The organism is Mangrovibacterium sp. (assembly GCF_041596335.1).
Lineage (GTDB): Bacteria > Bacteroidota > Bacteroidia > Bacteroidales > Prolixibacteraceae > Mangrovibacterium.
On record NZ_JBFHIT010000002.1, the window covers coordinates 1 to 19,537 of the forward strand.

At 41.5% G+C, this 19,537-nt stretch carries 13 protein-coding genes and 1 CRISPR repeat array; of the genes, 10 read left to right on the forward strand and 3 right to left on the reverse strand.

Features of this window, described 5'->3' with window-relative positions:
* Positions 1-16 precede the first annotated feature (16 nt).
* Positions 17-1,105: a CRISPR direct-repeat array (repeat unit 36 nt; unit sequence GTTGTGGTTTGATGTAAAATGACCAAGACTTTCAAC).
* Positions 1,106-1,487: 382 nt separating this feature from the next.
* The 3 genes from ABZD21_RS01135 (at position 1,488) to ABZD21_RS01145 (ending at position 6,567) form a co-directional block, all read left to right on the forward strand.
* A complete protein-coding gene (locus tag ABZD21_RS01135) occupies positions 1,488-2,255 on the forward strand; it encodes an SDR family NAD(P)-dependent oxidoreductase (protein WP_372772222.1) in 768 nt (255 codons plus the stop codon).
* Between the two features lie 124 nt (positions 2,256-2,379).
* A complete protein-coding gene (locus ABZD21_RS01140; protein ID WP_372772224.1) occupies positions 2,380-2,814 on the forward strand; it encodes an RbsD/FucU domain-containing protein in 435 nt (144 codons plus the stop codon).
* Between the two features lie 228 nt (positions 2,815-3,042).
* Positions 3,043-6,567, forward strand: a complete 3,525-nt coding sequence (locus tag ABZD21_RS01145) for an MBL fold metallo-hydrolase (protein WP_372772225.1) — start codon at positions 3,043-3,045, stop codon at positions 6,565-6,567.
* An 11-nt stretch (positions 6,568-6,578) separates the two neighbouring features.
* Here ABZD21_RS01145 and ABZD21_RS01150 read toward each other — a convergent pair whose 3' ends face one another.
* The 3 genes from ABZD21_RS01150 to ABZD21_RS01160 form a co-directional block, all read right to left on the reverse strand.
* Positions 6,579-7,292, reverse strand: a complete 714-nt coding sequence (locus ABZD21_RS01150; protein WP_372772226.1) for a LytR/AlgR family response regulator transcription factor — start codon at positions 7,290-7,292, stop codon at positions 6,579-6,581.
* Positions 7,285-8,352 (reverse strand): sensor histidine kinase, encoded by a 1,068-nt coding sequence (locus ABZD21_RS01155; RefSeq protein WP_372772228.1) that lies wholly within the window; start codon positions 8,350-8,352, stop codon positions 7,285-7,287. Before ABZD21_RS01155 ends, ABZD21_RS01150 begins: the two co-directional genes overlap by 8 nt.
* A 70-nt stretch (positions 8,353-8,422) precedes the next feature.
* Positions 8,423-8,659 (reverse strand): hypothetical protein, encoded by a 237-nt coding sequence (locus tag ABZD21_RS01160; protein ID WP_372772229.1) that lies wholly within the window; start codon positions 8,657-8,659, stop codon positions 8,423-8,425.
* Between the two features lie 609 nt (positions 8,660-9,268).
* Here ABZD21_RS01160 and ABZD21_RS01165 point away from each other — a divergent pair.
* The 7 genes from ABZD21_RS01165 (at position 9,269) to ABZD21_RS01195 (ending at position 19,411) form a co-directional block, all read left to right on the forward strand.
* Positions 9,269-10,543 (forward strand): Gfo/Idh/MocA family protein, encoded by a 1,275-nt coding sequence (locus tag ABZD21_RS01165; RefSeq protein WP_372772231.1) that lies wholly within the window; start codon positions 9,269-9,271, stop codon positions 10,541-10,543.
* Between the two features lie 260 nt (positions 10,544-10,803).
* Positions 10,804-14,943, forward strand: a complete 4,140-nt coding sequence (locus ABZD21_RS01170) for a two-component regulator propeller domain-containing protein (RefSeq protein WP_372772233.1) — start codon at positions 10,804-10,806, stop codon at positions 14,941-14,943.
* Between the two features lie 620 nt (positions 14,944-15,563).
* Positions 15,564-15,974 (forward strand): carboxypeptidase-like regulatory domain-containing protein, encoded by a 411-nt coding sequence (locus tag ABZD21_RS01175; RefSeq protein ID WP_372772235.1) that lies wholly within the window; start codon positions 15,564-15,566, stop codon positions 15,972-15,974.
* A gap of 5 nt (positions 15,975-15,979) precedes the next feature.
* Positions 15,980-17,473 carry a sulfatase gene (locus ABZD21_RS01180; protein ID WP_372772237.1) on the forward strand — a complete coding sequence of 498 codons (1,494 nt, stop codon included), beginning with the start codon at positions 15,980-15,982 and terminating at the stop codon, positions 17,471-17,473.
* Entirely contained in the window at positions 17,457-18,128 is a 672-nt protein-coding gene (locus tag ABZD21_RS01185; RefSeq protein WP_372772239.1) for a sulfatase, read from the forward strand. Before ABZD21_RS01180 ends, ABZD21_RS01185 begins: the two co-directional genes overlap by 17 nt.
* Positions 18,129-18,317: 189 nt before the next feature.
* Positions 18,318-18,470, forward strand: coding sequence for a hypothetical protein (locus ABZD21_RS01190; protein ID WP_372772240.1), 153 nt, complete (start codon positions 18,318-18,320; stop codon positions 18,468-18,470).
* A 44-nt stretch (positions 18,471-18,514) separates the two neighbouring features.
* Positions 18,515-19,411, forward strand: a complete 897-nt coding sequence (locus ABZD21_RS01195) for a family 43 glycosylhydrolase (RefSeq protein WP_372772242.1) — start codon at positions 18,515-18,517, stop codon at positions 19,409-19,411.
* The last annotated feature ends 126 nt before the right edge of the window (positions 19,412-19,537 follow it).

Below are 19,537 nucleotides of genomic sequence, written 5' to 3' on the forward strand. Positions count from 1 at the left end.
TTATGCTTTTGTTCCTGTTGTGGTTTGATGTAAAATGACCAAGACTTTCAACCAAAAGGCTTAATGGGAGTAAACGCCGCGCGTTGTGGTTTGATGTAAAATGACCAAGACTTTCAACAACATTTTAAAAACAAAAGAGTAATTATAAGTTGTGGTTTGATGTAAAATGACCAAGACTTTCAACAACCAGTAAATTGCTGTATGTATCAATCACGTTGTGGTTTGATGTAAAATGACCAAGACTTTCAACACTTTGTTTCTGAATACCCCCAAAGATTATGTTGTGGTTTGATGTAAAATGACCAAGACTTTCAACGATAACGGGAAATGGTCAGGATTCAATGCCGTTGTGGTTTGATGTAAAATGACCAAGACTTTCAACTTCGTTCTTCGTCCTGCTTTAACTTTACAGTTGTGGTTTGATGTAAAATGACCAAGACTTTCAACCAAGATGATGTATTAGATTTAGCAAATTCAGTTGTGGTTTGATGTAAAATGACCAAGACTTTCAACTCCAGCAGCATGTTTTCGCGCGTTCCTATAGTTGTGGTTTGATGTAAAATGACCAAGACTTTCAACTTTACGAAGACTACAATGAGCTTGACAAGCGTTGTGGTTTGATGTAAAATGACCAAGACTTTCAACGAAACGAGAGGGCGCTCTGGGCGTGAAGGGGTTGTGGTTTGATGTAAAATGACCAAGACTTTCAACTGCCTCCAATCACGGGGAGTATCGGGTGTGGTTGTGGTTTGATGTAAAATGACCAAGACTTTCAACTTTGTGGTCAACATTTGGTTCATCCCAAAGTTGTGGTTTGATGTAAAATGACCAAGACTTTCAACAAGGACTCGATCATCCCCGAGTTTGTCGAGTTGTGGTTTGATGTAAAATGACCAAGACTTTCAACATTATACCAATTACATATCCATGCTCTTCAGTTGTGGTTTGATGTAAAATGACCAAGACTTTCAACTTCGTCATACTCTAACAGATGTTCCTTCGTGTTGTGGTTTGATGTAAAATGACCAAGACTTTCAACTCCAGGTTGACAGCCACCTCCTCCGGACTGGTTGTGGTTTGATGTAAAAAAAAACCAGCCTTTATTGAGCTTCGATCACATCGATAGCTTTTTGGACGGAATTAAATCGCTACACGCGCACACTTATGCTGGGCAATAGCGCGTGGGACTTTAAGCTGATTAAAGTGTTTAATTGCAGTGGAATACGTATATTTATAGCTTTCGCGATTTGATGAGCTGTGTCTTTTTAGTTTCAGCCAAAACTGGTTATAGTATAAGACTGGCGTTATCCCGCCTCTGAAAAAACCGTGAAAACGAACTATTGGTGAGCCAGGAAAACAGGTTTTCGAATTTCTGTCGATTTTTATTGCCGAGGGGTTTGCATTTGCCTTGAAAAAATGGAATTAATGACAGGCGAAATGGTAATTTTGAAGTTAACGATTAGCAACTCTTTTAATACAGTACTACCATGGAAAATAATAAACTAACCGGAAAGAATGTTCTTATAACCGCAGGTGCTCAGGGAATTGGTGAGGCAATTACCAGACATTTTATTGCTAGTGGAGCCAATGTTGCCATCCATTATTTTTCCAGTGCTGATACCGCTAACCAATTGATTGAATACGCAACTGCCAAAGGACAAAAAGCGGTCGCTATAAGTGGGGATCTGACAAAAGAATCCGATGCGAATGCAATGGTCGGAAAAGCGGTTGAAGCTTTGGGGAGCCTGGATATCCTGATCAATAACGCAGGTTCGTTGGTTGCGCGTAAAATGCTGAGCGAAATCGATGCTGCATTCTGGTATAAGGTAATGGACATCAACCTTACCTCGATGATGTTTGTCACGCGAGCCGCAACTCCTTTTCTGGTAAAAAATGAAAATAGCAGTATTGTTAATTTGGCATCGCTTGCCGGGCGTAAAGGGGGGCACCCAGGGTCGCTGGCTTATTCTGCCAGCAAGGGAGCTATTCTAACATTCACACGAGCACTATCTGCCGAATTGGGGCCTCAGGGTACACGAGTCAACGCCGTAGCTCCGGGACTCATTCTTGGTACTTCATTTCACAACACTCATACAACAAAAGAATCAGCGGATGCAACAATCGCCGGTATTCCAATTCAGCGAGCAGGCAATGCCGACGATGTAGCGCGAGCGGTTTTATATCTGGCTTCTGAATACGACGGCTTTATTACAGGTGCTACACTCGACATCAACGGCGGAGTTTATAATATGTAGCTCCTCGTTAAATTGGATGTGAATAAACGCTAAACCAACGATAATTGATCGTTATGAAACTGAAAACACAAGGTGCTATTTAGCTCCCTGTGTTTCTGTATTTAATTGTTTAAAAGATAAATTTATGCTAAAGACTCCGGTAATACACCCAACAATTATGGAAGTGCTTGCACGTTCAGGCCATTTTGCACAAGTCGTCATTGCAGACGGAAATTTACCAGTCGGTGCTATGACCGGCCCGAACTCTACCACCGTACATCTCAACTTTCGTCCGGGACTACTGGACGCTCTCACCGTGCTTGAAGGCATTCTGGAAGTCTGTCCTGTTCAAGGTGCAATTGTCATGGAAAAGCCTGCTGAAGCAAACGCAGAGATCCATGATGCTTATAAACAATTATTGGGCGACGTAACCTGGGACGAGATGGAACGCTGGGCTTTCTACGACAAAATCAGAGAACCTGCCACCACATTAATCATACAAACAGGCGAACAGCGTCGTTTCGCTAATTTGATTCTAACCGTCGGTGTCGTGAAAATGGCCGAAGAAAGTAACTTTTAGCGGATCTTTCGGTTCGGTAAAAGTCCAACCGGAACTCAACCGGAGTTAGATATTCCGATTGCTGAATGCGACCTGCAAGATTGTTTTCATTCGTGCCTGAAAATGGCGAATTCGTGCTTAAAATCCTTCAGAACATAAATTGTATTTCTGATTGAGCGTTGGTTGTTGTTCATTTACTATGATTTTAATTTCAACTGATTTTTCAATGTTGATTCAAGCTATAAACGAATGAAAAGAATACAGCTGATAATTGGTGCGATTCTGTGCATAAGCACTCAATTGCAAGCCGAACGAATATATGTAAATGGTAGTGCTCGAGGCAACAATAACGGAAGCTCGTGGCCGAATGCCTACACCGATTTGCAGAAAGCGATCGAAAAAGCTACACCCGGCGATGAAATCTGGGTTGCCAAACACACCTATTATCCTACCGATGGAAATGACAGAACCGCTACTTTCAGACTGAAAGAGAACGTAAGTGTTTATGGTGGTTTTAACGGGACGGAAAAAGAGCTTGTTCAACGAAACTGGGAGTTAAATGCATGCATCCTTAGTGGGAACATTGGCGATAAAACGATAAAAACGGATAATTCGATGCATGTGGTAAGCACGGCCAACAATGCAGTGCTGGATGGCTTCATTGTTGAAGATGGCTATGCGATGGCAGAACGGGGAGCCGGAAGAATGGGTGTTGGTGGTGAAGGAAGGAAAGGGCCGGAGGGCGGAAAGCCTCAAACCCATACCACTCCGGGAAGCATTGCTCAATCGTCGAACACGAACGCGGGAGGTGGGATCTTAAACTTTAAAACCTGTGCTACGATTCGAAATACGGTTGTTCGGAATTGCTCGGCCGGTAAAGGCGGTGGTGTTTATAATATGACCAATACATCTGAACGCCCGGATAACAATTCGCCATCACCGGTGTTTATCAATGTAAAATTCCAAGGCAACTACGCCACGATGCGGGGAGGAGCGATGCAAAACGATATGGGAACCAACCCGGTCCTCATCAATTGCGAATTCACCCAAAACGAGTGTGGTGCTAAAGGTGGAGCGCTTTACAACGATTTTACCTGCTCGCCGATTCTTATCGGCTGTGTTTTTGAAAACAACAAAGCCCATGATGCCGCAGCCATTGGCAACGATGGATCTTCGTCGCCAATTATTGTCGATACCAGGATTGTGAACAATGTTGTCGAATCGCAAGGGGCGGGCTTGTATCAGGGGTCGTACAATGCCAATATGCGAGGAAGAGGAAATATGCCGTTGGTGATTAATTCGGTTGTCAAAAACAATCATTCTACCACCAACGGACTGGATAACATCATTAATTGGGGCGAAGACTGGATCTATTCCTGGAATTCGGAAATTGAGGGTTTCAGTCATTCTATTGATAAGCTGGATGCCAAATATGCCGGATTACTAGAGATCGCTGAGAAGATTAAAACACAAACAGCCGAAGACATTGATCGGCTTTATACCGATAAAGTAAAAGCATACCTGAATATAAATACAACTCCCGGATCCAACGGGAAAGGAGGTCGCCAGGGCTTTGGCACTGATCGTAAACTTAGCAAAACGGCAGAGATTCCTCAGCATGTTGTTTACGTAAAATCGGGCTCTGAAAACGGGAATGGGAAAAGTTGGGAGAATGCTTTCAATTCGCTGCAGGATGCTATTGATAAGGCGTATACAGATGGCGGAGGTGAAGTGTGGGTTGCTGCCGGAACATACAAACCCACCACAAAAGATACCCGTAGCGCGAGTTTCGCGATGAAAAGCGGAGTGGCCGTTTACGGTGGATTTACCGGAGATGAGCAAAACAAAGCGGAGCGTAATTACGAGCGAAACAAAACCATTTTAAGTGGCGACATTGGCTGGGCGGGTCGAATGGAAGACAACAGTTACCATGTAGTTTTAGGTAGCCTAAACTCCATTATTGATGGTTTTACAATTGCTTATGGTTATGCCGATGGCAAATTGATTGATCGATTTGGTGGCGGGCTCTATTGCTGGGGAAACGAGAGTTCCACCATCGTGAAAAACACGGTATTTACAAATAATTATGCCGAAGATGGCGGTGCCGTTTTTTGCTTTGCCGATGTGCTTTCGTATTTCGAAAATGTTCAGTTTGTCAAAAACAAAGCGTTGCTTGGCGGAGCTGCTGCTTTTCGCTTTGGTTCTTCGTGCGAACTGCAAAATTGCTCGTTTAGTGCCAATACCGCGAGCTCGCGGGGTGGTGCAATGGTTATAAATTATGGCTCGAATGTGATTGTTAATCAATCCTCTTTTTCTAATAACGAAACCCATGGCAATGGTGGCGCGATATGGGTCGACGATCAGGCGTCGCAATATGGTGGTACAAGTCCGGTGATTACCGATTGTACCTTTGCCAACAACATAGCCGGTTTTTATGGTGGCGCAATTCACAATTATAACGTGGCCACCACGCAAATAAAAGATTGTCTTTTTAACGGCAACGAAGCGAAATATGGCAACGACATTGCCAATACTCTTCGCTGCCAAGTGAGCATATCGGGTAATAAAAACCCGAACACAGATATTTACGACGACAATGGCGGCAATGGTGAACCAATGGTACGCGCGACCAGTCAGCCCAATAGAACGCTGACACTTGATGATGTCGACTTTAGTGTGACGATAATTGGTTCGGGCAGTCCGGTGTATAACCCTGAACGTTCGCAACCATCGGCACTGGTACAATACAAAGGCACAACGATTTTGGTAGATATGGGAAACGGCACAAAAACACAACTGGAAAAGCTGGGTTTGACAGGTCGGAATTTGCCCGACGCCTTGTTGCTCACTCATCACCACATCGACCACAACGATGAGTTTATCTCGCTGGTACATGATAAGTTGATGACGCGCAACGAATTTTTGGTGGCGGGTCCCTCGCCAATTGATGAAATGACCCAATATGTCGCTAAGTTTTATGCTGAAGATTTGAACTATCGGATGAGTGGTGCAGGACGTACATTTGATGAAAACACCATCAACGCCAACGTTAAAGTATTGGAAGGAGGCGAGCAGTTTGAATACAAAGGCATTAAAATATCGACCATTGAGGTGCCTCACAGCATTAAAACCATTGCCTATCGGTTTGATGTTGATGGCCAGTCGATTGTTATTACAGGCGACCTGACCTATACGCCAGACTTGCAAAAATTGGCGGAAGGCGCCGACATCATGGTCATTGATGGCAAGGTTTCAACAGGACGAACGTCAGGCACCGGCACGGCAAAACGGAATAACTCAGCTTCATCCTCAGTCTTAGCGCATGCATCATTAGCCGATGTCGCTAAAATGGCCGTGGAATCAAATCCAAAAATGATGGTGCTGACCCATTTGGGAAATCAAAAAGCAGACGAAAGTGCTACGAAGGAGAGCTATGCCGAATTAGGATACAAAGGCGAAGTGGTCATCGCTGCTGATTTTCTGACGATTACACCGGATGGCCAACGTTTTATGTTGCAGAAGCAAGATACAACGGGTAAAAGCAATCAGTCAAAAGGTTGGAAAAGTTCCGGAAAGGACGCGAGATCAGGTATTAGGAATCAAAGCACGAACCAACAGGGAACCCCGATGGAACGTTTCGATCGTAACGGCGACAACCGAATTAGCCGGGATGAAGCGCAGGGGCTTATGCTGGAAAACTTCGAGAAAATTGATCTAAATGGCGATGGCTATATTTCTGGCGATGAACTGCTAAACAGAAGAAAAGGCCGATGAAAAGCAGCTTCCTAATTCATCGAATTACGATCTAAATAGGCTTGAAATTTGGCTTTATATTGCTCGCTGACGTTGATGCGAACTTTCCCAAAAACGATCTGTCCGCGTTCAATTAGGCTTATTTTATGAAGGTTGACCAGGTAAGAGCGATGGACGCGCATGAACTTTGCCGGCGACAATTTTTCCTCTACGCTTTTCATGCTTAACAAAGTCATTATGGGGTTGCTGCCTTCAATATGAAATTTTAGATATCCACCCTTACCTTCAATAAAATTGATCTGATCCACAGCTACCCGCACCATTTTAAATCCCGACTTTAGAAACAGATATCGATCGTTCAAACCAGCGTTTTCCTCGTCAACTTTAAATCGTTCGAAGTAGGCTTTCGCTTTATTGGCCGACTTTAAAAAAGTAGCATAATCCAGTGGTTTCAATAGGTAATCCAGCGCTTCCACCTTAAAACCTTCTGCAGCGTATTGGCTATAAGCCGTTGTGAAAATAATTTTAGGAGCGTTCGTCAACGATTTCACAAAATCCATCCCGTTAAGGTTGGGCATTTCTATATCAACAAACATCAAATCAATAGCCTTGTCGTTCAAAAAAACGAGGGCTTCGAGCGCACTCTCAAAAGTACCCACCAATTCAATGAAAGGCGTTTTATCAACGTATAGTTCCAACTGTTGTAAGGCAAGTGGTTCGTCATCAATAGCAATGCACTTAATCATGACCGATTGGGATTTTTAATTGAATATTGAATTGATCTGGCTCGTCTGAAATGCTTAAATCATAAGCGGTTTCGTACAGTAAATGCAATTGTTTTTGAAGATTTTCCAGGCCAATCCCGGTTTTCTGCGCTGTTTCAATTTGAATGTTTTTACTGTTTCGGCTTTTAAAAATAAGATAATCATCAACAATCGTTGCCGAAATTTCAATAAAGGATGGCTTCGAATAATCCACTCCGTATTTAAAGGCATTTTCAACGATCGATACAAACAAAAATGATGGAATCATCCGGTCGCTGTCTTCCACTTGGAAAGCAACGTCGATCCTCACTCTTTTTGAACAACGCAGCCGCATTAAGTTAATATATGAATTTAGAAACCCGAACTCCGCTTTTATGCTTGCTTTTTCCTTGGTTCCTTCGTTGAGCATATGCCGCATCAACTCAGATAGCCGGATCACAGATCTTCCGGCTTTATCGGGATCTATCGCAATTAGAGCATGAATATTATTCAACGTATTCATGAAAAAATGAGGCCCAATTTGGTTTCTCAGAAAAGATAACTCGGTTTGCAAAAGGAGCTTCTTTTGCTCCTCGTGTTGTTTATCTTCTTTTTGTCGTTGTATTAAAAGTTTGATGGTGTTGTTCAATCCAATAATAAGAATCGCCATGATGAGCCGTTCGCCTAACAAATCACTTTTGGCTTTAATTGGTCTACGAGGCAAAACCGATCCATTCGGGTGGTCAAACAGCCAACTGATAAGCAGGTGCATTTGAGTGCTTAGCAAAACGATAACAGTTACCAGCACCGAAACAGAGATCAGGTAGTATACCAGTCGTTTTTTTAGCAGAAGATAAGGCGCAAGAATAGTTGTGTTAATCAGGAAAATAATGATAAAAGGAGTCAAACGAATCCATTCAATATAGATTCGCGACCATCGAAGTTCGCCTAAGTTGCTGAGGATGGAAAACAAGGAACCCGTAAACATGAGAAGCCACATCAGCAAATAGATGATACTTTCGGTTCTGTTAATTTGGTCGATCTTAGTTAACCACTTTCGCATTCTCTGTTGAATTAAATTCCGATTGCTGGAACAATTTTCATGGTCGCTTATTTTACAATTTTTGCGGAACTTACCGTGCCGAACCGGAAGCAGATAATACACCTTCGACAAGATCGCCTGGAATTAGAAGGCATTCGATGTTGTCGGCCAGTAGGTAAGGAATCATTTCGGCAATCGTATCCGACGATCCTACGTGGGTGTCACCAACAACGGCAAAACGCCATGTCTGACAGAACCCAGCTGGCTCAATAAGCAATATAAACAGTGCTATTGCTAAGCCTTTCCTGAATGATTTTTGCACCCTCATTTTAGTTCCTCTATTCGCCTGCAAATAAGCGAACATATTAGACAAACCCGAAATTAAATTGATGTTATCGGTGATTTTGCCAATGAATTGGACGATTATGATAATAATTGTCGGATCTAATCAAGAACGCGATTGTCGGCTATTGCCGCAAAAACGCTGCGGTTACATGCCGCTTTTTTCATTGGGGGAACAAAAATGCTGATGAAAAATCTGGTTTGCATAGGTTCTGTTTCAGAGATTTTGGGTAGTTTTAAATCTCCTAAATAAACCAAAATAGAATCAACCATGACACAACAATCCAAACACTTCGTTTTATACGGATCTCTAAACAGCATACTCTCAACATCTTCTTGATTAGACGATGAGAACTAGTTGTTTCAGAATGTCTTTTCTTGGGACAATAAGAATAAAATAATACCGTCCTGAAACGGATTCAAATAGAATGTTTAATAATGAAAGCGGATAAGGTGATCAGAATGCATTTACCCTATTTTGATCGCTGAAAATGGTTTGATATCCCTTGTTATATGGAAAAAGGTACGATTGTCGCCTTGTGAAACCATAGACAGGTAAATATCACCACCGGCAGAGAAATCAGATGATAGAAAAATGAAACGAAGAGATTTTTTAAAGGTTACAAGCTCCACCACTTTAGCCATGGGGGTTGGGCTGTACGCGTGTACGAATGTATCTAAATTTAAGTTGGATCTTGTTCCCGACAACAAACGACTTCGAATTGGAATAATTGGAGTCGGGGAACGGGGAAACGGAATATTGGAGGTGCTGCAAAATGTACCCGAGTTTAAAGTTGTTGCTATTTGCGATGTTTTTGATTACCGAATGGATGCTGCCGAAAAACGGATTGAAAACGAGGTAAAACGCTATAAGAAATTTGAACATATTCTTGACCACAAACCGCTGGATGCCATTATAATTGCAGTGCCGCTTCACGAGCATTATCGTATTGCGATGGCAGCACTCGATTGTAATCTGCACATCCTTTGCGAAAAGGCTTTAGCCTATAGTATAGCGGAGTGTCAGGAAATCAAGCGCAAAGCAAAAAGTTCTGCCAAACTGTTTCAAATATCGTATCAGTACCAGTTAAATCCGATGTTTCAAACCCTAAAAGAACTGATTGATCGGGGACACGTTGGACAAATAACCCGTATTGATGCTCTTTGGGACAGAAACCACAATTGGCGCCGTAAATTGCCGGATGAATCGTTGGTTCCGGGTGTTGACAGAGCAGAGTTGGAGCGCAGAATAAACTGGCGGATGTATAAAGAATACTCCGGTGGTTTGAATGCCGAATTGGGATCTCATCAGTTTAATATGATCGATAATTTATTGGGATCGCATCCGCTTAAGGTAATGGGAACCGGTGGAATAGATTTTTGGAAGGATGGAAGAGATACATTCGACAATGTGCACATGCTATTTGACTATCCTGACGGTGCTAAAGTCGGATTTCACTCCGGAACAACCAACAAGTACGAGGGCTTTCAACTAAAAATATATGGGAAAAAAGCCACTCTTGTATCGCATAACATGTCGTCGGCTTTTATTTACCCCGAAGATGATTCCCTGGATAAAAACTGGAAAGAAGAAATTGATAGCGTAACAGGCGCATCCATTAAAATTATTGATAACGACAAAAAGCGGAACATTAAGCCAGTAGAGAAAAATATCGCTTATCCGTCTGATAATTTTATGTATAATGCAACATGGTTGTTGTATAAAAACTTCGCTGCGGCAATTAACGGAACCGAAGAACTGAAGCTGGGCATTGAAGATGGCTACCGGAGCGCCATTGCCGTACATATGGCTAATCGGGCGGTACGTCAATCGGAAATAGTAAACTGGCTTCCCGAATACGATGTGTAAGTTTTTTATTGAAAGACACAAATGCGATTGCGTAGCTTTTGGTTATGCTTGAACATGAAATGGTTTATGTTCCTATCAACTAGGAGATGTACAGATCGCTGTTCAAGTTTCGAATTCGTTTGAAATCAATAACGCTGGAGATGGAACAAAAATCAGTTAAAGTCGGACTAACTCAACAGCGCAGAAACAAAAACAGTAATTTTGAGAAACTCAAGGTTGTATTGAGTGTGATTTCAAACCAATAACTTAACTATTTCGGCGTGAAGAAACTCTATCTATCTATCGTCATTTTATTACATAGTATTTATTCTTCCGCGGTGGGCAATATCGTTCCCGGAAACCAAAAAATAGAAAAATTCGTTAGTGAACAAGGTTTTTTTCAAAATACAGTACATGCCATTACGTCCGACAACAACGGGTACTTGTGGATTGCAACGCCCAATGGTTTAGCGCGCTATGATGGTTATTCGTTCGAACATTTTTACCACGATTTTCACAATGCTGAGTCTATTCCCGGCAACAAAGTGAGACATCTTTTAAATGATTCGGCCGGGAGATTGTGGATTGCTACAAATCAGGGTTTGTGTATTTATCATACCGGAAATGAGCAATATGTTCCGTTTACCCATCGCATACTGGACGGAACTTTTATGAAGGAAGATGCTCAGGGGAGAGTGTGGATTGGGAAAGACTCGAAACTGCATATTTTCAATTCTAAACTTGAGATTACAGAGATTGAAAAAAACTGTGTGGTACTTGATTTTCAAAAAGAATTAGAGGGCGAAAAAATTGTCGATATCGAGTTCTATAACGATTCTGTTTTCTTGCTTGCAAGCCCGTCTGGCATTTATCAGGTGACTTTGAACGAGCGTCAACCCGATTCATTTACAGTTCGAAAACTGTCTTTCGATTATATCGGGAATGGGATCTCCAAACTAATCAAAACAGATCAAACGATTTGGGTAGGCACCGATAATGGGATCTATCAAACACTGCTCGAAAATAACCGCTTAACCTCAATCCGACTGTTTTTCAATTCCTCTAAACCGAATCAGGAAGACCAAATCAATGTGCAGACCATATTTTTTGACAAGGAGAAAAATTTATGGATTGGGACCAAACGGAATGGGATTCTGAAATATAATAATGAAACAGAAGGTTTTGTAGCTTACAAATTCGACCCCAAAAACGTATTTGGTTTAACCAGCAACCGGATTAACTGCTTTTATGAAGATGTATTTGGCGTATTGTGGATTGGTACAGCACAAGGAGGATTGAATAAACTCGATAAAAATCAAAAACCTTTTCAAAACTATACACACAACCCATATGATAACGAATCGCTATCGAGCAACTTGATTAACGATATCATTGAGGACAAAAAAGGGCATATCTGGATTTCATTTTTCGACAACCTAATTTGTCGATCGAATAATGAAATAGATATAACTGAAGGACACCGCATTCAATTTACAAGGCAGGATAATCAGCTTGGGAAATTAAGAAACAGTGTTGTTGTCAGGCTTTTCCAGGATTTAAAAGGCTATTGGTGGATTGGATGCCTTGATGGCTTGTACTTCTATGATGAAACCAACGATAAGTTGAGAAAAGTACAACTAAAATCAACCGACGGAATTTTCACAACGCAGGGAAATCGCGTTATCGAGCAAATTAATTCCAATCAGATTTTAATTGGTGGTTCGCATGTTTATTTACTCGATGAACCTTGGAATTGGATATTAGATGATAAACCGGTTCCGGTAGGTGACAGTCTTTTTGATATTGGAGAAAATAATTCAGTGATAGCTTTTAAAAAGGATGATTTTGGAAATTTGTGGTTTGGGACACAGAATGGAATTTATCGGGTTTTAGAGCAGGATAAAAAGTTTGTTGTCATGAATCATCTACATTCCGACTCAGAAGACGATAAGCTTAGGCTCAGTCATAATTTCATTTTTTGTGTCCATTATAGCTCGGGTAAAACGATTTGGATTGGAGCATTTGGTGGTGGGTTGATGAAATTGGATTTGAATGAATCGGGAGATCCGAAGGAGATTAGAACCTACCATAAGAATGATGGTTTGCCCGATGAGGTTGTTTACGGGATTCTGGAAGATGACGACGGAAAATTATGGATGAGTACTGATATGGGGATTTGCCGTTTAGATCCGGTTTCAGGAAAATTCGATGTTTACGATGTGAGCGATGGAATTATGAACAATAATTTTCGTCAGTCGTCCTTTTTTAAAACAAAGACCGGATTAATGCTGATGGGCGGTTTGAATGGATTAACTGTTTTCAATCCGAAACAAATTACGAAAAACGAGATTCTTCCTAAGGTTTTGATTTCCAGATTGAAAATCAATGATCAACAAATAGTCGCCGGAGAAGAATTTAATAAGGAAGTTATTTTAACTAATTCGATTACAGACACCCGGAAATTGGTTCTAGACTATCAGAACAGAAATATTTCCCTAGACATTGTCGTACAGCACTATTCAACTCCTAAGAAAAACCGTTTGTCGTACATGTTGGAAGGAGTGAATGCCAATTGGATTGAATTTGGTGGCGGAAAAACAACAGCAACCTATACTAATTTGAATGCCGGAACCTATCGCTTTCTTTACAAAGGTACGAATGGCGATGGTATTTGGACCGCAAACACTGGAGAGCTGATAATCCGTGTGTTGGCTCCCTGGTATTTCCGATGGTGGAGTCTGACAATTTGGGCTGCTTTCGTTTTATTGGTGATTTACGGGGTGTTCATGTACTTAGTTAGGTTAGAAAAATTGAAGCAGAACCTAAAATTCGAACAGTTGGACAAGGAGCGGATTCACGAAATGGATCAAGCCAAATTGCGTTTCTTTACAAATATTACGCACGACTTTAAAACGCCGCTTTCACTAATTATCGGACCGCTAGAGAAAATCGCTGACCGCTATCAGCGCAAAGAGGATCAGAAATATGTCTCGATCATTCAAAGTAATATTTCGCGCCTTCAAAAGCTAATTGAACAACTTATTTCATACCGGAAAGCCGAAACGGGGCACTTGGATTTGAAATATACGAATACAAGCTTAGGGAATTTCATTTATCCGCTATTAGAAGCTTTTGAGGAAAATGCAAAGCGAACGAATGTGAACTTCTTTTATAAAGTGAATTCTCCCAACCGGCTGGTGACCATTGATATTGACAGTACCGAACGCATATTGATGAATCTGTTTTCCAATGCTGTTAAATTTACCGGGCAAGATGGAGAAGTTAGTATTGAAGCTGGTTTTCGGGAAGTTGAGAATACTGAGGTTTTGTATATTGAGGTGAGTGATACCGGAATTGGAATTCCGCAGGCACAACTTGAAAAAATATTCGATCGCTTTTATCGGGCTGTCGATGATCGTGGAAGCTGGAGAGGAACCGGAATTGGTCTGGCTTTATGCAAATCGCTGGTTGAATTGATGAAAGGCAAAATAGCGGTGGAGAGTATTCCGGGCGAAAAAACGGTCTTTAAAATTGATTTGCCGTTCGATATTGTGGCAAAGGCAGATGCAGATGCAGGTGAGGATATGATCAAACACCGGAAGATTGTTACAGATTGGATGCCGTCGGAATTGAGTGAATTCCAGGAAAGTGATGGAGATAGTTCGCTACCTTCTATTTTGATAATTGATGATGAACAAGATGTACGTTCATTTTTACACGAAGCGTTTAGCAGTAACTACAAAGTTACTCTTGCTGTTGATGGAGAAGAGGGATTAAAAAAGTTAGCCGAGTGTGACCCTCTTTTGGTTATTTCCGATGTCATGATGCCAAAACTAAGTGGGTATGAGCTTTGTGAGAAAATAAAATCAGATCCTAAAACCTGCCACATTCCTGTTATTTTACTGACAGCTTTGGATGATGATGCCAAGATGATTGAAGGACTGGAACTGGGAGCTGACGACTACATTAAAAAACCATTTTCGATAAAACACCTGGAGATTCGGGTAAAGAAACTCATTGAAAGCAAAAAACGGATTCTTGAATACTTCGCCAATAGTCGTGTTATCCCCGCAGAAGATCTGGGAATGCCGGAAAGAGACCGTCATTTCTTGCAGTGCATTATTGCGCTAATTGAAACCAATATGTCCGATTCAACCTTTGGGGTTGAAGAATTGGCAAAATCAGCCGGGATGAGCTCAACACACCTGTACCGAAGACTAAAGCAGCTAACGGGGCAAGTTCCGAATGTTTATCTGCGGAATTTTCGTTTGCAAAAAGCGGCCGAGCTGCTGAAATCGAACAAAGATATTAACGCCGTAGAAGTGATGTATGAAATTGGAATAGAATCACCATCCTACTTATCAACTGCTTTCAAAAAGTTGCATGGCGTGTCTCCTTCCGAATTCCAAAAAAGGAGCTAGTGCTACTTGAACTGATTCAAGTAGAAGAGCATTTTTTAGTCTTTTGCCCAATGCGCATTGTGGTTGAAGCTTTAAAATGCACTTTTGTCGGCAGGGCTTTTGGCAGTAAAATTTTATTTTTCGAATCTCGCAAAGTAGGATGCGATGATTTATTTTTTGCATTTCTTATAGTCCGGACGTGATTGCGTAATATAATCACCAAAATATTTCGTGAACCAATTTGTGTTGGTATGCTTTTCGTGACAAATCGTAAGAATGTGCCGCTCCATTGGAAATTTTCTCGCTCGTTTTAGTATCTCAAAAGTCGATCGGCCTAATTAGCAAAATATTAATAGGTTACGTTGTTTTGTGTTGTTGGCGGAAGTCTCTCCAGTACTGTTCTTTTGGTAAATTTAAAAGTAAAATGCGTTGAGCTTAATATGTTTGATTTGAGCAATGATGGGCTTTAATGAGCTTATAAACAGGTAGTAATACTTTCTCTATTCATGTGTTCGATTGAAGCAAGCATTTTATTTTTTTGAGAAATAGAGAATTCGTGTGTTCGATTAGTTTTGGTAGCATCTAATTAAACAAGCATTCATCGAGTTTACGAACGAAGATCAAACCTAATTGATTTCATTATGAAAAAAATCGTTACAATTTTTTTATGGTTTATTTCTGTTTCCGTTTTTGCACAAACGCAAAACATTACAGGGAGAGTAATCGACTCTGCGGGAGAACCACTCCCAGGGGCAACAATCGTTGTTAAAGGTGCGACTACGGGTACAACTACCGATATTGATGGTAATTACAAATTACCCAATGTATCAGTTGAAAGTATTTTAGTTTTCTCTTTTGTGGGAATGGTCTCGCAGGAAATTAAAGTCGGAAACCGATCAACAATTTCAGTAACACTGGTTGCCGATGCGATTGGACTTGACGAGGTTGTTGCTATCGGATATGGAACTGTCAGAAAAAAAGATTTGACAGGTTCAGTATCAACGGTTGATACAAAAGACGATAGACTTCTTTATAAAGTACAAATAAATTGAGCGATATGAAATATTTGATGCGATTAGCAATTTCCTTCCTCCCGGTGGCTCTGGTTGCCCTGGAAAGCACAGGGCAAAAGCCCAACATTATTTACCTGATGGCCGATGACCAGAATGTTTTATCGGTTGGATGCTATGGTAACAGTGAAGTCAAAACCCCCAATATGGACAAAATAGGGAATCAAGGGATTATTTTTGCGAGACATTACAATACCACGGCGATTTGCATGGCCAGTCGGGCAACCGTTTTTACAGGGATGTACGAATACAAAACGGGAACTAATTTCGACCATGGAGATATGAAGCCGGAAGTTTGGAAAAAGTCCTATCCTGTGCTTCTTCGGGAAGCTGGTTATCTAACTGCTTTTGCCGGGAAATTTGGTTTCGAAGTGGAAGAACTGGGTTTATGCGAGGACGATTTTGATATTTGGGGAGGTGCGCCGGGACAATCTGGATATGTTACGAAGAAGAATAGCTCGATGGCTAAATATGCTGAGGATTATCCCCATTCAACTTTGTCGTATGGTGCATTTGGGCAGGACGTAATACGTGAGGCTGTAAAGCAAAATAAACCTTTTTGTTTGTCCATAAGTTTCAAAGCGCCTCACCGCCCTGTACAGCCTGATCCAAAATTTGACGATGTGTATGCCGGAAAGACCTTCACCAAGCCAGCGAATTTTGGTCGCGAAGCTGGTGAACACATGTCAGCGCAAAGCAAGCAGGGAAGGCAATACGCACGTTTCCATGAATGGCACTACGATACCGATTACGACGGTGTGATGGCTAAATATTATCAGCTTGTTTATGGGATCGATGTCGCGGTTGGAATGATAATGGAAGAGCTGGAGAAACAGGGGATTGCCGACAATACAGTTATTATTTATACGAGCGACAATGGTTATATCTGTGGTTCGCACGGATATGCTTCAAAAGTACTTCCCATGGAAGAGGCATCGCGTGCCCCTTTAATGATCTACGATCCGAGAAGCGCCAGTGCTGGTAAAAAGCTGACATGTGCGGCGCTTACCGGAAATATCGATTTCGCACCAACAATTCTCGATTTGGCAGGTGTGCCAATTCCTGAAAACATGGATGGGGAAAGTATGGTTCCACTTTTAAGAAAGCCTAAAAAAGATATTCACGAACAGTTAGCATTTATCAATGCATGGGGAGTTGTGCCCACTCAAAGCCTTACTTGCCTTACAAAAGACTGGAAATATACATATTGGTGGTATGGCGATTCAGAAATGAAGCCAACCGAAGAATTGTATAATTTGAAAAGTGATCCTTTAGAGATGAAAAATCTTGCAAAAGATCCAAAATCATTTTCAACGCTCAAAACCATGCGTGCTAAATACGATGCCGAATTAGAGCGATGGAAACAAGAAACCGTGAGTTATAACAACTATCAGCAATACACGACCTTGTTTGATCGTACGATTCCATGGGAACAAAAAAACTTCACGAAAAGCAAAAATACAGATGAATCAAATCATTAAAATAAAATTGGTTTTCCTTGCCTTAATTGCATTCACAAGCCTACAGGCACAGGAGCAAAAAAGTGAACCTAATATCATCTTCATCTTTGCCGATGATTGGGGCTATGGCGACCTTAGTTGTCATGGAAGTTCTTTTGTAAAAACACCAAACCTCGATAAAATGGCAAGCCAAGGCATGGACTTTGCCAATTTTACAGTGAATAGTCCGGTGTGCTCTCCCAGTCGGGTTGCAGTAATGACCGGACAGTTTCCGGCGCGGCAATGTATTCATCAGCATTTTCAGGGGGTCGGTGCGCACATAAAGAGAGGTATGCCCGATTGGCTGGATGTGGATGGAATGTCGTTGCCGCTAGAATTGCAGAAGGCCGGTTATGTTACAGGTCACTTTGGAAAATGGCATCTTGGTTCAGATACAGGAATGCCTACTGAAGATCAATACGGATATGATGAATACGCTACATTCAATGGATCAGGAACCATTGAAATCCCCAAGGCTGGTTCTGTTGGTGTCGATTATGCTGAAAAGTTTATAAACAAGCATAAAGATCAGCCGTTTTTTGTCAACTTATGGCTTCACGAGGCTCATTTAAACCACTATCCACAAGAGCGGTTTATGAAGCAATTTAGTTATTTAGACGAGCAGGAGCGGGTGTAGCATCCGTAATTGCCGAAGGCGATGAAGCGGTAGGTCGAATTTTAAACCTGCTGAAGGAACTAAATATCGACGAAAACACCTTGGTCGTTTTTTCGACCGAATGCTGCCGGTAAACCAGACAACTCAGCTAAAAATCTTCCTGAAAATATTTTATTCAACCTGAAAACCGACATCAGTGAAAAAGAAAATTTGGCAGAAAGGTATCCTGAAAAAGTGAAGGAATTAAAGGAGTTGCTTATCAAGCAGATTAATGACGGAAGAAGCACTCCGGGTAAGGTTCAAAAGAATGATGAAATCGCTTTTCCATGGGTGCAGGCAGCGTTTGCCGTAGAACCTAACTAAAACAAAAAGTTATTATGGATACATCCTGTTATATTGTACATCACATGACCAGAATTAAAACTTTAATATTCGTCGTTTTTATACTTATCGGACAATTGAGTTATTCTCAAAATCCAATTCTTAGGGATAGCGAGCCTGGTTTTTTATATGTGTGCGATCCTTCTGCGGAGGTATTTAACGGCAAAGTTTATCTCTATTGTTCGCACGATCAGCCCGACGCTGTTAATTATGAATCGATGAAGGATTATGAGATTCTCGAGTCGTCGGATTTGGTAAATTGGATAAATCATGGCGTGGTACTGGATCCCCAACTGGATCCTGGGTTTGAATATGCCCATTCGAACATGAATGCGCCCGATGCTGCCTATAAAGATGGCTGGTACTATTGGTATTTCCCATGCGATATAACTGAAGTCGGTGTGGCAAAAAGCCGCACTCCCGTTGGACCTTGGGAATCTGCGGTTAATACGGAGATTACAAAGATTTTTGATCCCACAGTATTCGTCGACGACGACGGACAAGCATATATTTATGGCAACGATCATTGGGTAGATATTGGTGAACCAGGTCGTTTTATGATGGGTGCTAAACTAAAAGACAATATGGTGGAATTAGAAGGGCCATGGGTTCGGTTGACTAAAGAAGATGTTAACGAAGCGGTTCATGTATTTAAACGTAACGGTATATACTATTTCAATGCCCGGGTTGGTAAAGAAACAAAATATTGGATGGCCGATTCTCCATTGCCCCAGTATGCAGAATTAAAAGGAGTCCTTGCGCCTGATTCTCCACAGTCACCTAACCATGTTTCAGCAATTGAGTTTAACAATGAGTGGTATCTCTTTTATCATCGTGGCGATGTGAACAATGGAAGTGGATGCAAACGCTCGGCCTGGCAAATAACAGGAAGAGCAAATAAAATCGTGGTGAAATATATTTGAATCAGGAGATCAATCGAGAAAGCTTTCCCTGGTGCGAATAGCCGGGTCTGTAAAAACGGCATTCCATGTAATTTCGTAATTAGAGCCATTTATCGATCCTCATTTTCAATACTATGCACGAATCGA